The following is a 14,509-nucleotide window of genomic DNA, read 5'->3' as shown; positions in this document are numbered from 1 at the left end:
TTACCGATACTTAAATTTCATCGCCAAGATGGTTAATGCCAGCATCAACGTGACTGCATTTGCGATGATTACAGGGAAGTCACGGGTAAGAATGCCGTAGATCAGCCACAGGGTTACACCACTGCAAAACACAACAAACATACCTGTGGATAAATCATTGGCTGACTTAGTACGCCAGGTTCTTAGCACCTGCGGGACGAAGGCTGTAGTGGTTAGCAAACCTGCCAACAATCCCAAAAGAAAAGTAAAGTCCATAAGCCAGCCAGCGGTAGCGCAACAGCTTTAGGGTACATGGAAAACCGTTCTTTGTCGCTGGCGATCGCCCTTAAATTCCTTCGTCCGAAAAATCCTCATACTTGACGTGCAACAATTTTAGTATCGTCCGTAGTGGCGTAAAATGGAGAGATTTTGAGGGGCGATCGCTCCATCTATTTGAACACTGAGCCGTGTAGGTCTGGCGACTTTACGTTACCAACTCATCACAAGTGGCAAGCCAGGTCGAAAATCTACCTGCAGCCCTTGCACTTCTCCATCAAACCCAAGCTCTACACAATACGCTGCTCCTTCCCGTAGCTTTATCTGCTTTGTATTAACCACTGCTTGAAGTTCGGGTGACAAATTATTTGCAGTGGGACTAACCAACTCTACACGAGTAATTTCGCGTAAACCAATACCATGCTCTAGAGGTTGCGACTTCTCAACAGGATATTGATCTGGACGTTGACCAAACGGAGTCTGGAACAGCCATGGCTCAGTTAACACATCGCTATTCTTTCCTACCTCAATACTCAGTGCTTTAGGCAAATAAGGTGGGTGATATGCCCAACTGGAAAATGCAACTGTGTTACCAAAACCTAAGGCTGGACGTAGACAGACCCCGAATGGACAGCCCCCACCATTTCGATTCTCCCATCGCTCCCAAAGCCGAGTGGGACGAATTAGCTCAGACCTCGCCTCTTCTGGATCATGAACCCACAACAACTCCAACATTGCATTATGGAAAAAGAAACGGCGATTGGTTGTGCCCTGCCCAAGATGCGTATTAGAGGTTCCCTCTACCAAACCGAATGATACTAGACACTCAGCTTCGTCAGCACCAATGTCAGTCCAGATAAAGAGATGATCTAATTCAAATGCCATAAGCTTCAAAGGCGTCTGAGGATAGGCTTACTCAACTTCTCAAGTTTAATGAATCTAGCAGACAAGTTCCAAGCACCGACCAACACCAATAATTCGAGCCAGCTAACGTTCCCGTTCACCCGCCGCAGATAACCTTTCGGGCTTAATGCAGAAGCTCTATACGGTCGGTGGCAACGGGATTATTAGGCTGCTCATTCCAACTGGCTGGACGACTTGCCAGTGAAAACCGCCAGCTGAGCGTCGAAAGCACGTTTAAAAGCCGGCCGCGCTTCGCCACGGGCGACATAGGCTATAAGGTTCGGATAGTCGTCCAGAATGCCCGATCTGCTTAGCCTGCGCAGCACCTGCACCATCAGCAGATCGCCAGCACTAAACGCCCTATCGAGCCATTCGCCATTGCCGAGCCGAGCGGAGAGGTCGTCCAGTCGGCTGCGGATGCGATCCTCGACGATCAGCAGGCGCTCCTCGTGCCAGGACTTGTCGTGCTCCAAATACATAGAGACTTCGCGTTGAACGATCACAGGCTCGACCGTGGAGAGCGCAGCAAACATCCATGTGATCGCGCATGCCCGGGCAATCGCATCGTTCGGCAGCAGTCCCGCATTGTGCTCCGCGATATGAAACACGATCGCCCCCGACTCGAACAAGGCGAGATCGCCTTCTTCATAGGTCGGTATTTGCCCGAAAGGATGAAGCGCACGATGTGTAGCTTCCTTCATCGCACTGAATGAAACAAGACGAACGTCATAAGGCTGACCCACTTCCTCGAGCGCCCAGCGCACAGGCATGTCACGCGCCAGTCCCTGTCCGCGATCGAGCGACCGTTCAAAGGCGGTGATGGTCGGGATGGTCGGGACTATTCGAGAACTCCAGTTGCGCATTTTGCTGCTCCTTTATGGATTATGTGGTTGCTCTCGTTAGTCGAATAGCGCAACACAAAATCGACAACCCACAGGATTTTTTACCGATAGCCAACTGTGAACCTAACGGTTTGCTTGAGCGGCCGTCGATAACTTTTGCAATGTGCCAAGATCTTTCGGCAGTCCGCTCCAAGCAAATTGTTATATGGGACTGTCCGCCACTACCTCAGCCGCCAATTGCTGTGTAATACCCCCATATCAGCTTTTTAGAGGTTCCGCAGATCAACCCTGGGTTCAGCGAGGGGTGAGAAAAACGATGAAACCAGGAAGATGAACGGCGGTACTAGACATTGGGTGAATGGTTATAGATGGCAAGCGTCAGTTGGATTGCTGGATTAAAGGAGGGACGTTTGTTTGCCCCAATGACGTTTGCAGATTCTTGTAACCGAGACTTGTTTAAGCTGTGGCTAGAGCAATGCCTAGTGCCGCAATTGCAGCCAGGAGATGTGATTGTGATTGACAATGCCAGTTTTCATCATGGTCAAGCCATTGAGGACATCGTAGCTCAAGCTGGCTGTGAGATTTGGTATCTACCGCCCTATTCTCCAGACTTAAATGAGATTGAGCATTGGTGGTTTGCACTGAAGAATTGGATGCGACAGCGATGGGATGAGTTTGATAACTTTCGGGATTGTGTTGATGCTGCTTTCAAAAACTGCCCTAACGTGATTCCGTAACGCTATAACCCTCTTCTGTCACTCTAAACAGAGAATAAATTCTTGTTCTGTTGAGGTGTAGTTCGGCTAAATTCATTCAGTTCAGCCACAACGAATTTACGTCGTTTCAGCTATTCTCTAGCAAGAGTGATGAATGAGGGATAACGATATTATTAGATAGATTTTTTCCAACCCAATAGCCTCCTAGAGAAAATAGCGTGAAGAAATCACACCATTTGGAAGATCGGGAAATTAGATAGATTTTTTCAGCCTAATACCCCTGTAGAAATTATGTTGAATCGGGGTGGATGTGGGGTGCGAAGTCCACTGGATGGGTAAAGCGTTTTGCTTCTCACGCTCTCATTCTCATCGATCGCCCACAATTCCCTTCATACGCTTGTGTCCGCTCGCTCTTTCCTTTATCCTATGAAACACTGGTTTTCCAGTGGACAAAGCTTAAGGTGAGGATAACGCTGATTAGGAGTGGTGGCACACTCGCTAACCAGCTAACCTAACTCCTGGAGTCAGCAGGAGGCTAGGCTGTGTTGATTTTAAGATCAAATTGCCTTGCTGAAGCAAAACGAGTGGTTGGGAAACCACGCCTTAAGCTGTTCTTCTCTACATCACAACAGTGAGGCAAATAGTATGACTACAGAGTTCAACGAACTGCTGCCCGTTCCGCCTGCCGAAAAAGTGCAGATTTGGATCATTGGCACACGAGAACAAGTAACGCACACGATCAACGAGTTTTACGTCAAGCAAATCGTCAGCGATCGCATTCACTTTATGCCGATTGTGCCAGCCCCATTTGCGCGAGGTAAGTTTATGACGGTGTTAGAGCGATAGATTTGGAGGTATATTCAGCAGTTAAGAGGGCTAAGTAGGTTGTGAGAATGCGCTGCTTTAGGGTGCGCTGCTCACAACCTATTTGAGATTGCTACATAACGTACTTTCTACCAATGGCGATCGCACTGGTCCCATTCGGCTCAAATAGTGTTTTAGTCCGCGATCAGTACCAACCACTCATTTAGAATTGTCGCCAATTTTCGATCTGTAAACTGGGAATCCGCTCAAATTCCCGTTGGTTTGCTGTAACCATAATCAAGTTATGTTGAAGCGCGGTAGCTGCAATCAAGACATCGTAAGCACCAATTGGTTGTCGTTTGTTTGAGCTTAGCTGTAGCTCCAGCTTCACCTTTGACGAAGTCACTGATGACGCAAGTATCGAGGAGATAACGCATCAAAATAGCTCTGGTTCACGCGGCGGAAGGAGTTCATCACGATAGGACTCAAATGCAGGAAAGTCAGGGCTTCCTTCATAAGACAGAATAACCTTCGACCATTGAGAAGTGGAAACAGGTGGCGTTTGGATCATCTGACGTAACGCCTGCAGAATCAAGGTTTGTAATGGAATATTAGATTGCTCTGCTTGGCGGATCAAATCTTGTTCGAGATCGGGCGGTAGATTGATTGTGATTTGCATGACTTCATTCTCCCAAGGGTTATCTAATCTACCTGCCGCGTAGACTCCTGCTGAACTTGAGGAGAAAAAATGATTGAACCATTGCTTAAACTCTTCATTAAACGCGCCGCTGACCCTCATGCCAGTCAAAATTCCAATTACAGCGAGCCAATGCTAAACAGCGATGAGGCTTAAACTCTTTCTCAAGGATAACCTCGTCTAAAAGATTTAATTTCCTTACCTACTGACTCAACGGATAGGTTGGCTAAGTTTCTTCTAAGGGGTGCATCTCGACAGATACTTCTAACACTAGAGAAGTTGAGGAATTCTGTAATTGCACTTGCAGATGTAGGTCTTAATCTGATGAATGCAAGTTCTGGCTCCATGAACACCTATGCTGACTTGATAAACGCCAAAGCAGAGTTTATAAATGCAAGTTCTGACTTAATGTTTCAAGTTCTAACTTGATGTTTGCAAGTTTTGACTCCGTAAATGCTTATGCTGACTTAAAGTCCGCTTAAGTAGAACTTATGAGTGCGGGTCTTAACTTGATAGACGCTCCTCCGTTTAATTTTGCTTTTTCCACTTCTCTAATGTCTGCTAAATTCTAAATCTAAAGAAAGTCCTATTTTCCCCAAAAAAGCTCTGATGTCAGGTAGAGCCACACTTGATAATCTACTTGCAAGGTTTTTTCAGAGCATTACCTATGGCAGTTTCGACAAAAGCTTGGTCTAGTACTGCCCCGTGTCCCTACGACAGCGATCGCTTCCCTCAGGATGACTGGCAGTTGTTTAAGAGTATGCCTCAGAAGCCCTTCTCGCCGAAGCTAGCCAGCATTGAATCAGAAGCCCTGTTGCTGTCCAACAAAATTATGATGATGACACGCGGTCCCGCTGCCCAGATCGCCAAAATTCTAGATGTGTCTTTCCCCTATCCGCGTCATTGCGAAGCCCTCGATCAGCATCCTGCTTATCACTAGCTTAAAGCGAGATAGAACTGTATCTCTCGGGTGAAATCCACGTTATTGAAGAATTCCGCATTCGCAAACTCGTCGTATCAAAATAAAGGAGTTTTCTCATGCCAGTAACAGAAACCCTAAAAATCACGAAAAAGCTGTTGGCTGCAAAAGAAGCAACGGGGGTCACATTTACTGAGCTAGAAAAGCTCATTGGACGGGATGAAGTTTGGATCGCCTCTGTGTTTTATCGTCAGGCTAGCGCTTCTGAAGAGGAAGCTAACAAAATTGTCAGTGCGTTGGGACTTGGTCCAGATGTTGCTGCAGAATTGTCCTCTTATCCCGTGAAAGGATTGGGTCCAATCGTCCCTACCGATCCGCTGATTTATCGGTTTTATGAGATCATGCAGGTTTATGGAATGCCAATGAAAGAAGTGATCCACGAGAAGTTCGGAGACGGCATCATGAGTGCGATCGACTTCACCCTAGATATTGAGAAAGAAGAAGATCCCAAGGGCGATCGCGTCAAAGTGATCATGAATGGTAAGTTCCTCCCTTATAAAAAGTGGTAAACAGCCAAAAGATAGTAAACACAAGCAGTTAGTTGCAGTGTAGGGCAGTACTCAGGTTGTGAGGTCGCTCTACACCTCTTTGAAAGCCATACTCAGGTAAGGGTAGTAGGGAATACCTACTGCCTTTTTTGTTCTTTTTTAGAATGCTGCTGATGGAAGAGGCGATCGCCTTCACTGGTTACTACGCTTAACACAATCAGTAAACGAGTTTTTCCTTAAAGTTATGTTGAAACCCTGGATGGTGATTGGCGGAGTCACCCTAATCGTTGCTCTATTTGCAGCATTTATCAAACCGCGTGATATTCCTTGGGCGGCTCGTCTAGAGCGACCCAAATGGCTGTTTTTTGAACCTGCCATTCCCTTAATTTGGATGGTGATTTTTGCTTGTGGTGCAGGGTCAGCGATTTTAGTTTGGCAGCAAGAACCAGGCAGCTTCAAAACCTGGCTGCTAATGGGGATCTACCTTCTAGTTGAAATCGTTACCGTTGCCTATATTCCGGCTACGCTCCAGTTTCGCAGCTTGAGCATCGGTACGGTTCTGGGTGGTACTGGCTTCATTCTAGGAAGCGGATTAGCGCTGTTTGTCTGGTCTATTACTCCCAATGCAGCCTTACTCTTACTTCCCTATGTGATCTGGAGTCCCGTTGGCACCTATGCTACGCGCAGAATGATTGATTTGAACCCCAACGCAGCTTGAGTTGTACCGAAATTTGTTTGAATTGGTATTAGGAATTGGTATTAGAACAAGAAAGGGCGTTTCGTGAAACTTCCTTTCTTGTTCATTAGGTTCATTAGATAGATCAGCAGCGCTTAATACATGTAACCTCGTGTAGACACAGTATCAACTAGCTACGAGGCTTTTTTTAACTTTGTGGACAACTCGTTGAGTCATCCGCTGAGTTTTAGTAATTAGATTAGCAGGTAGGAGGTGCTCTGGTTTATTTTGCGGTTCTCTAAGAAAGCGGTAGTGCAAAAACACATCCCGATGGGGAATATCAACCTCTTCGCCCTGGCTCAACCGAGTGAAATCTTTAGACGAATAGCTCATATAATGAATCCGCAAAATCGGCTTCATTCCCTGCTGGTTATACAGCACATTATCAACGTTGACGAATGGATCAGCATTGGCGCAGTTGCCGGTGCGTTCCTGACCATTGGGGCTGAGGGTGAAATTGAATAGGGGGCGATCGCTGCGTAGACTGAGATAGCTAAACAAAAATGCGTCGTCCCACCAGCCCTTGCCGTTAATCCATTCAACTTCGCGATCGTCAATCAACCGCTTCTTTAAGTCCATCAGTTCCTCAGGGTTAAAGATGCCGCGCTTGGAGCCAAAGAAACTACCGCAGTGTAGTTTAGAGCGCACGTCATTGCGTGAATACAGCCCCGTCTTCTCAATCGTGGAGAGATTTAATGCGGCAATGGCTTCAGGCTTCAAATGCTCCCAATCATTGAACACAAAATCGTAGGAATTGAGCTTCTCGATGATATCGTCAAGCGGCTTCATGACCAACGTATCTGCGTCAAAGAAAACAAATTTCTCAAACGGGCCGTCAAATGCTGCAAAGCGTCTCTGAACATGGCTTCGGTACCATCCTGGCAGCGGCAAGTGAGTCTGTTTAGCCCTAGGATGAGCAGCCCAAACTTCTTCAGCAAAGTCTTCCCATCGACGGATTGCATCCCAATCGTCAAAGAAAGTAACGTTACGTCTAGAGCTGACCTCTAATCCCACTCGTTTCGGCATCTCATTGTAAGGGATGATACAGACGGGAATGTCAGCACCAGCATTCACCTTAATGCTGTTTAGTAAAGCTACAACCTGGTCGTAAACGACATCGCTCGATAAAGTATAGATACCGAAGGGTTCCATAGTGGTAGAGTCCTGGGTGGGCTTTGATTAGGGGGGCAAAGGAGGGAGTAGTCCTGATATAGAGGCTGAGAGAGGCTTTACGAAAACAGCACTTCTCCTCAGCAAAAGGACCTAAGAGGGGTTTACTGCTATCTTTGGCATCGCATGCCTTAAAGCATCGGAACCAAAAAGACTGGTTCCGCGCATTTTGCACCCACTTACGTGGGAAAGCGCGCCGTTTTGTACCTCCATCCAGCGGAAGGATGCCAAAACTTCCACCGCAACACGTTCAGCAAGGTGAAATGTTACACGGAGGGCTTAGCAAAGAACTGAACAGCAACACTAATTTTTAATGGATATACAGTAGCAGTACGTAGAGGAAGGAAGAAGATAAGAGACATGAATTCATGTAATCTTCAACACTTAGCGTCCGTACTGACGGAAGTTTTATAGGTAAACACACCAAAAGCTTGAATCTAAGGCAGCCGCGTTTTGATTTTTTAGAGGATAACTTCATCCGAACTCTGCAACAGCTTAGATGAAGCTGAGATGAAGTAAAGGTATTTCTCTGACTAAAAATTCATTCTTTAGATATAAAGTAGTTCGTTGAACTAGCTCTCAAGATAGACCATCTGACTGGCAGCGATCGCTAAGGTAGATTAGACTAGCCCGTCCTACTGAAACCCCATCAAGTTTAGATCAGTTGGACTGAGGCTACTGAGCAGAATCTTTGGAGAGCGTCATGACAAGTTACATTCCTGCTTCGGCAAACCCTCCAGGCGATCGCCAATCGCTTGAGCAAGAGAGTGCAATCATCAATCCAATCGAATATCCAGGTGTCACTCAGCAGCTTTCCGAAAATGTAATTTTGACTACAGTAGACGACTTATACAACTGGGCAAGGCTGTCTAGCCTCTGGCCACTACTTTATGGCACAGCCTGCTGCTTCATCGAATTTGCTGCTCTGATTGGTTCACGTTTCGACTTCGATCGATTTGGCTTAATTCCACGCTCTAGCCCTCGGCAGGCTGACCTGATCATCCTGGCAGGCACTCTCAACATGAAGATGTCTCAACCTACGATGCGTCTGTATGAGCAGATGCCTGATCCTAAATATGTGATCGCAATGGGAGCCTGCATGATTACAGGCGGTATGTTTAGTGCTGACTCACCCACTGCAGTGAGAGGAGCCGACAAAATTTTGCCAATTGATGTTTACATTCCGGGTTGCCCACCCCGTCCAGAAGCGATCATGGACGCCATCATCAAGTTGCGCAAGAAGATCTCAGCTGAATCTCTACAAGAACGAGGCGAACGAGAGCCAACGCATCGCTTTTACACCATTTCCCATCAAATGAAGCCGGTAGAGCCTCCGTTGAAGGGTATCTATTTAAATTCGCCCTCTCGTCAAGCTCCACCCGCTGAACTGGCAGAGGCATTAGGAATACCTGTCTCAGATGCCCTTCAAGCAAGGCAAAATAAGAGTGTAGAGGCTGCTGAAGAACGACAGCGTAACTCTTCAGGCGCAATGGGGTCATCATAAAGTTATCGAGTAACTTTAAAGAGAATGGGACACTATAAACTGCCAGTTGACGTTTTAGTTCGACAATTAGAAGCTGCATACGAACGCATCTTTGCGCTCTATGATGATGTCAACTCTACGCTTGTGCCTAGCGCTAGCATCTTGCCCTCAGCTCTTAAGGAATTAGGAATTGCATCGGAAGAATTGCAGGTAGCCGCAGAGGAATTAAACCAGCAAAGCGAAGAATTGGTCGCGACTAGAGCCATTGTAGAAGCAGAGCGGCAGCGCTATCAAAACCTGTTTGAATTTGCCCCAGACGGTTATTTTGTGACTGATCTTCAGGGCATGATTCACCAGGCAAATCAAGCTGCCGCTCAGTTACTCAATTTGTCACAGCAGTTCTTAACAGGCCGACCCATAGCAGGCTTTGTGTTAGAAACGGAGCGTCAGGCTTTTCGCTCTAAGCTAAGTCAGTTGCATCAGTCAAAACGAGTACAAAAAATTGAAACCGTTGTTCAACCCCGCTTAGAAGAACCCCTTAATGTAGCTTTGACGGTTGCTACGATTCAAAATTCAACAGGTGAGCCCGTTTCTTTGTGCTGGCTGATGCGAAGACTTGCTAAGCGCAGTTCCTCACCGGCTCAGGAAAAGGGCTATGACCCTAGCCAAGATTATCCTATCCATAGTTATGCAAAGGGTGAGACTGTTCCACTCAAACCTCAGGAGATTTGCCTAGTCAATCAGGGGTTGGTCAAGCTAAGTACCTTTTCAGGCAATGGCAAAGAGGTTCTGATGGGTTTAGCAGGGGCTTCGATGGTGTTTGGCTCTACGTTGACTTCTCTAAGCATCTACCAGGCGATCGCCATGTCGGATGTGCAGCTTGTCTACATTCCTCAGGAGCAAATCACCACATCTCCTCGTCTGGCTAACCTGCTCATGCCCAAAATTGCTCAACGGCTCAAACAAACAGAAAAGCTATTGTTGATTGCTGGACAACCACGCGTCAAAGATCGTCTATGGGAACTGTTATTGCTGCTTAAGCAAGAGGTTGGAGAACCAGTCGAAGACGGCGTTCGCCTGAATGTACGTTTGACTCACGAAGACTTGGCGAGTGCCTGTTGTACAACTAGAGTCACTGTGACTCGTCTAATCACTCAGCTTATGCAAACTGGACAAATCAGTTTTAATAAGCACTACATTGTTTTGCATGATTAATTGAGATGGCAGTCTTTCTATACTCTTTCTATAAAGAGTTTCAGCCCCTGAGGGGTGGATTTAACGTTGAACCCCAGATCGAACAACGCTTCGTCTGCTAAACCCACCCCTACAGCACCGTAGGCGACTAGCAGGATTCAACGTGGAGATCCTTTAATAGTAAAGACAGACTTCTAAGCTCAGTTTGTCCCCACCGGGATCTAGTGCCTCCATCACGGCAGGCGTAACGTCAATAATTCCCCAGCCTGGATTGTAATCATTAACCTCAACAGTCACTTCTAACCCATTATCCAGGTTCTGAACAACAACATAGGTGCCATTAGGAATGTAGCTAGAAGCCGCAGTGTACGCACCCGGATCAAACGATTCACCGCTACTAGTCACTTCGCCCGTGTCGTAATAAGTTGCAGTGCCGCACTCCTCCTCATGTGCTTGGATTGGCTCCACTAGCAGCACAACAGAGCAAGTTAGAATACTACTGGCTAAGATCTTCCTGAGCAGTTTTCTTGATAGTGAGTGGAAATGAGACTGCCAGCTGCAGCAATGTGAGGGGCAAACGACTGTACTAAGTATGTGATCCTGCTTCATATCTTGACTCAATATGACAACATTACAAAGGGCTGAGAGCTATAGTACATGACTTAGCTCTCAGCCCTAAATAATTTGGTTGGCACCGCAGGTGCAACTCTTCTAACCGTTCTTACCTTAAGCCTCTCCCGCGGGAGAGGAACTTAAGGGACCGCTATTGCTATGTGGCTATTAGCGAACAGAAGAGGCCATTCTGTCTTGAATCCGGCTCTTGGACTGCTTAAAGCGTGTTGCCATCTGCTCTTGCTGGTCTTCAGAGCAGTTGTTGCGAATCGCAGAGAACATGGTGCTCTCTTCCTGACGGACGTGATCCATCACGATTTCTCGGAGGTTCTCCACCTTGGACTTAAACTCAGGTGAGGAAGGACTGGTGCTCTTGATGTCATCCAGGATTGCCTTCATCTGAGCCTGCTCGTCATAAAGCTCCTGAGTGTCACCCTCTCCGTAGAACGGACGCACAGCGGGGTAGACAACCTCTTCCTCAGCTTCAGAGTGAGCAGTCAAGTCTTTGTAGAGCTGCCCAAAGTATTCCTGAATCTTCTGAGGATCGTTGCTGCCTGCGATCTCCATAAACAGGGTGTTTGCTTTCTGGTGATCCATCCGGATGATGTCCTGGATGTTCATGTCGGACTTGTCAGAGGTTTGAGTGACAGCACTGCCTACGACACCGCTAAAGGCAGCGATCGCGTCTTGAACACGACCCCAGAGTCCTTGATCAGGCTCTTTGCCAGTCAATTCACGCACACCGATTACTTCGATGATGCCTTTGAGTTGCTCTTGGTGAGCGCGGTTCTCAAAGTTAACAGTGTTGAGCGGGGCGATCGCCGCTTCGATGTCTGCACCAACAACCTGAGCGCACTTGTGAACCAACAAGCCCATCATAGTTTGAGCATGCTTCAACAACTCATGCTGAGCTACCTTCTCTAGCATGGTTAGCTCAGAGCCTTGCATCAGCTGCCGAGTTTTTTCGATCATTTGCTGAGTCGTTTGCTTGGGCTCTGCTTTGTTGCCATACTGAACAACAACAGTTTCCAAAATCCCTTTGTTCTTCTGGTCGTCCTCAAGCATGTTCTGAAAACGCTTGCGAAGCTCACCGTCAGAAGCAGCGGTTAAAAAGTTTTGTTCATTAGAAATCAATAAATCCTGCATAGCCAGCATTTCTGCTAGCTTCATAGCAATTGCAGAGCGCTTTGTATCTTCTAAAGATGTTACCATCGTTGTTCTCCTTCTCTTGCACAATTAAAATGTGCGTTCTTATTAAAAAGTGACATTTGCTGATAGCAACTTCATCATCCTTTTGACTGACTGTCTCGTCAGCCTTTAGTCCCCTAAGCAAATGTTGAAAAGATTAGCCTGGAGCTTGTGATCGCGCTAGAAAAAGGCATTGGGTCAGGCTCTCAAGGTTTTCCTGCTAAATGCTTTTCTCTTACAGAAGGCATTTTCTACTGCTCAAATACCTTCTGATTGTCTCTGCACATCCTGCTACAAGAATTTGTAGAATAGAGCCTCTACTTCACCCTCATGACAGATGTAAAACTCATTGCCAGGCTCCAAAGTTGGAAATTGATTTATGATTGCAAGAATAATTAAAGGCTAATTTATAGCCTCTGGTGAGTATCCTTGTTTACGCTGCTTTTATGTTCTCGCAATAATTCATTAATTAGGTGATTCAAACATTGCAAGTATTGCAATGTTTGTAACTTGTATAACTTGTTGCTGGTGCCCTTCAAACGTCTTTAATCAAGTTTGTTTGTTTCTTTGTTTAATTCAACGCTAGATTGAATTTCTGCAACCTTGGTTTCTGTTTCATCTGCTTTAGCCTGAGCGTCATTCGCTCGCTCTTGGGCTTCATCTGCTCTAGCTTGAGCCTGACTTGCTTGCTCTTGCAGTGCGGCAGCCCGCTCTTGGGCTTGCTTAACCTGACTGTCATCAATATCTAGGTCAGCAGATTGATCAACAGCCTTCTGCTGAACTTCGTCAGCTTTCCCCTGAATTGCGTTGGCTTGAATTTGAGCCGCGATCGCCCTTTCCTGAACTTTGTTGGCTTTGATTTCAGCCAGCGCTGCTCTCAACTGAATAGCATTCTGTCTAAGTTCTTCAACATTGGTTTCAGAAACTTCAGCCCTAGTCTTGAGCAGTTGAATTTCTTGTTGAAGCTTGATGATTTCGCTTCGGGTTCTCTCATCTTCTGCAATCATGGAGCCTAGTTCAGCAACGATCGCATCTAAAAAACTGTGGGTGTCCATCGTTGAAGTCCTCGCGCCTGTAGTTTCAACTAATCATCAGAAGGTACTGCCATGATTTTACAGTTAGGGGTGCGTGCCCGTAGATTAACTGTAAAAGCGACTCAATCGAGTGCTCACAACGACTCTGCCAACCAACTCTGCCATTAGAGTAATTGAGAAGTGCTTTTAGAAGATGGTTATATAGAGAACAGCATGCGAGAAATGTGCGGTAAATCGCAAAGATTGGCAAAAAACGACTCAATTAAATAGGCAGCATCCAGCAATGACAAACTCTCCTCCCCCGCCTCCAGGTTCTACCCCACCTTCTGGCAGACCGCTTGGCTTTGATGAGCTGATCAGCATTGTGATTGCTTTTCTAGTGCTTGGCACCGTTTTCTTCTGGTCAACCAGTCGCCGAGAACAGAGTTTTGTGCTGCTAGATCCACAAATCCTGCCCCAGCAACCGGATGCGTCTGAAGGCGACCGCCAAGAAGAAGATTCTGCGGAAGAGGTTGAACCCGAGCGCTTGGTTCCATTTGGCGTAGTGCCAGGACTAGAACCTCAAGGGGATCGCCAAACTAATGTAGTGGTGATTCCGGCACCTGCTAGAGAAGCCGCTGAGAGCCGTAGAGCTGCCGTGCCGTTGGATGCAAGAGAACCTTCAGAAGATTTGGATACACCGCAGGCTGGGGGAATTGTTCCCCTTCCGGTTGATCCTTCCCCCACTGCTACAACTCCGGACGCTTTACCCGTTGGCGAGCCGATTGAGTTTACGGATGTGCCATCTGACTTTTGGGCACGACCGTTCATTTCAGAAATGTCTGCGCGAGGCATCATTAGCGGGTTTGATGATGGCACCTTCCGCCCCAATCAACCCATTACTCGGGCAGAGTTTGCTGCCATGTTGCGGGAAGCTTTTGGGCAAGAACCTGATAAGCGATCGGCTCCTACCTTTGGTGATGTACCTGCTGATTTTTGGGCCGCTTCAGCTATCCAAAAGTCCTATCAAATTGGCTACATCGAAGGTTATCCAGGCAATGTGTTTCAGCCGACTCAGCAGATTCCCAGAGTGCAGGCATTGGTCGCACTAGCGACAGGTCTAGGACTCAATGCACCTGCCGATACGATTGGAATTGAGCAGACCTACCAGGATGCTGACCAAATTCCTGATTATGCTACAGGCAAAATAGCCGCTGCGACAGAGTCTAGATTAGTCGTAAATCACCCCAATCCACAAACTCTAGAGCCAAACCAGAACGCGACCAGAGCCGAAGTTGCAGCATTCATCCATCAAGCCCTCGTTCAATCAGGAAGAGTTGAACCCGTTGAGTCGCAGTTCATCGTGCAGCCATAGCATAATGGGTTTCTAAAGACAGCGGTAGTCACTTACTCCTTTCCTACTAAAAGA

The 14,509-nt window shown here is 46.9% G+C and carries 14 protein-coding genes and 3 pseudogenes; 8 read left to right on the top strand and 9 right to left on the bottom strand.

Annotated features, from left to right (window positions below; all coding sequences use genetic code 11):
* From H6G00_RS11015 to H6G00_RS11005, 3 genes are all read right to left on the bottom strand, one after another.
* A complete protein-coding gene (locus H6G00_RS11015; protein WP_190642085.1) occupies positions 1-255 on the bottom strand; it encodes a SemiSWEET transporter in 255 nt (84 codons plus the stop codon).
* 213 nt (positions 256-468) lie between these two features.
* Complete coding sequence (locus H6G00_RS11010; protein ID WP_190796747.1) at positions 469-1,140, bottom strand: hypothetical protein; 672 nt, start codon at positions 1,138-1,140, stop codon at positions 469-471.
* A gap of 191 nt (positions 1,141-1,331) precedes the next feature.
* On the bottom strand, positions 1,332-2,021 hold the full coding sequence (locus tag H6G00_RS11005; RefSeq protein ID WP_190796746.1) for a glutathione S-transferase family protein: 690 nt from the start codon (positions 2,019-2,021) through the stop codon (positions 1,332-1,334).
* 356 nt (positions 2,022-2,377) lie between these two features.
* On the opposite strand from H6G00_RS11005, the pseudogene H6G00_RS11000 reads away from it, so the two are divergent.
* Positions 2,378-2,737, top strand: a pseudogene (locus tag H6G00_RS11000) (transposase); the annotation flags it as partial.
* Positions 2,738-3,361: 624 nt separating this feature from the next.
* Positions 3,362-3,562, top strand: a complete 201-nt coding sequence (locus H6G00_RS10995) for a hypothetical protein (RefSeq protein ID WP_190642089.1) — start codon at positions 3,362-3,364, stop codon at positions 3,560-3,562.
* Between the two features lie 181 nt (positions 3,563-3,743).
* On the opposite strand, the pseudogene H6G00_RS36590 reads toward H6G00_RS10995, so the two are convergent.
* Together H6G00_RS36590 and H6G00_RS10990 are read right to left on the bottom strand one after the other, a co-directional pair.
* Positions 3,744-3,957 (bottom strand): annotated as a pseudogene (locus tag H6G00_RS36590) (PIN domain-containing protein).
* A complete protein-coding gene (locus tag H6G00_RS10990; protein WP_190796745.1) occupies positions 3,957-4,199 on the bottom strand; it encodes a hypothetical protein in 243 nt (80 codons plus the stop codon). Before H6G00_RS10990 ends, H6G00_RS36590 begins: the two are co-directional and overlap by 1 nt.
* An 811-nt stretch (positions 4,200-5,010) precedes the next feature.
* Between H6G00_RS10990 and H6G00_RS35265 the strand changes: the two are divergent.
* The 3 genes and pseudogenes from H6G00_RS35265 to H6G00_RS10975 form a co-directional block, all read left to right on the top strand.
* Positions 5,011-5,243, top strand: a pseudogene (locus tag H6G00_RS35265) (ABC transporter ATP-binding protein); the annotation flags it as partial.
* Positions 5,244-5,255: 12 nt separating this feature from the next.
* Complete coding sequence (gene cynS / locus H6G00_RS10980; RefSeq protein ID WP_190796743.1) at positions 5,256-5,705, top strand: cyanase; 450 nt, start codon at positions 5,256-5,258, stop codon at positions 5,703-5,705.
* A 223-nt stretch (positions 5,706-5,928) separates the two neighbouring features.
* Positions 5,929-6,402 (top strand): tryptophan-rich sensory protein, encoded by a 474-nt coding sequence (locus tag H6G00_RS10975; protein WP_190642092.1) that lies wholly within the window; start codon positions 5,929-5,931, stop codon positions 6,400-6,402.
* 144 nt (positions 6,403-6,546) lie between these two features.
* Here H6G00_RS10975 and H6G00_RS10970 read toward each other — a convergent pair whose 3' ends face one another.
* On the bottom strand, positions 6,547-7,572 hold the full coding sequence (locus tag H6G00_RS10970) for an Npun_R2821/Npun_R2822 family protein (RefSeq protein WP_190796742.1): 1,026 nt from the start codon (positions 7,570-7,572) through the stop codon (positions 6,547-6,549).
* A gap of 721 nt (positions 7,573-8,293) precedes the next feature.
* On the opposite strand from H6G00_RS10970, the gene nuoB reads away from it, so the two are divergent.
* Both nuoB and H6G00_RS10960 read left to right on the top strand, forming a co-directional pair.
* Positions 8,294-9,094 (top strand): NADH-quinone oxidoreductase subunit NuoB, encoded by an 801-nt coding sequence (nuoB, locus tag H6G00_RS10965; protein WP_190796741.1) that lies wholly within the window; start codon positions 8,294-8,296, stop codon positions 9,092-9,094.
* Positions 9,095-9,118: 24 nt separating this feature from the next.
* Positions 9,119-10,288: a PAS domain-containing protein gene (locus H6G00_RS10960; protein ID WP_199318428.1), complete on the top strand. Its 1,170-nt coding sequence runs from the start codon at positions 9,119-9,121 to the stop codon at positions 10,286-10,288.
* Between the two features lie 153 nt (positions 10,289-10,441).
* Here H6G00_RS10960 and H6G00_RS10955 read toward each other — a convergent pair whose 3' ends face one another.
* The 3 genes from H6G00_RS10955 to H6G00_RS10945 form a co-directional block, all read right to left on the bottom strand.
* The gene (locus H6G00_RS10955) at positions 10,442-10,735 is read right to left on the bottom strand and encodes a septal ring lytic transglycosylase RlpA family protein (protein ID WP_190642095.1); all 294 of its coding nucleotides are present in this window, start codon (positions 10,733-10,735) and stop codon (positions 10,442-10,444) included.
* A gap of 312 nt (positions 10,736-11,047) precedes the next feature.
* On the bottom strand, positions 11,048-12,091 hold the full coding sequence (locus tag H6G00_RS10950; protein WP_190642096.1) for a hemerythrin domain-containing protein: 1,044 nt from the start codon (positions 12,089-12,091) through the stop codon (positions 11,048-11,050).
* Positions 12,092-12,612: 521 nt separating this feature from the next.
* A complete protein-coding gene (locus H6G00_RS10945) occupies positions 12,613-13,122 on the bottom strand; it encodes a hypothetical protein (RefSeq protein ID WP_190642097.1) in 510 nt (169 codons plus the stop codon).
* A 262-nt stretch (positions 13,123-13,384) separates the two neighbouring features.
* On the opposite strand from H6G00_RS10945, the gene H6G00_RS10940 reads away from it, so the two are divergent.
* Positions 13,385-14,455, top strand: a complete 1,071-nt coding sequence (locus tag H6G00_RS10940) for an S-layer homology domain-containing protein (protein ID WP_190796740.1) — start codon at positions 13,385-13,387, stop codon at positions 14,453-14,455.
* Positions 14,456-14,509 lie beyond the last annotated feature (54 nt).

The sequence above is a fragment of the Leptolyngbya sp. FACHB-541 genome, from assembly GCF_014695875.1.
Classification (GTDB): domain Bacteria; phylum Cyanobacteriota; class Cyanobacteriia; order Elainellales; family Elainellaceae; genus JAAUTN01.
The sequence above is the reverse complement of the archived record's forward strand: the minus strand, read 5'-3'. Positions and strand labels throughout refer to the sequence as shown.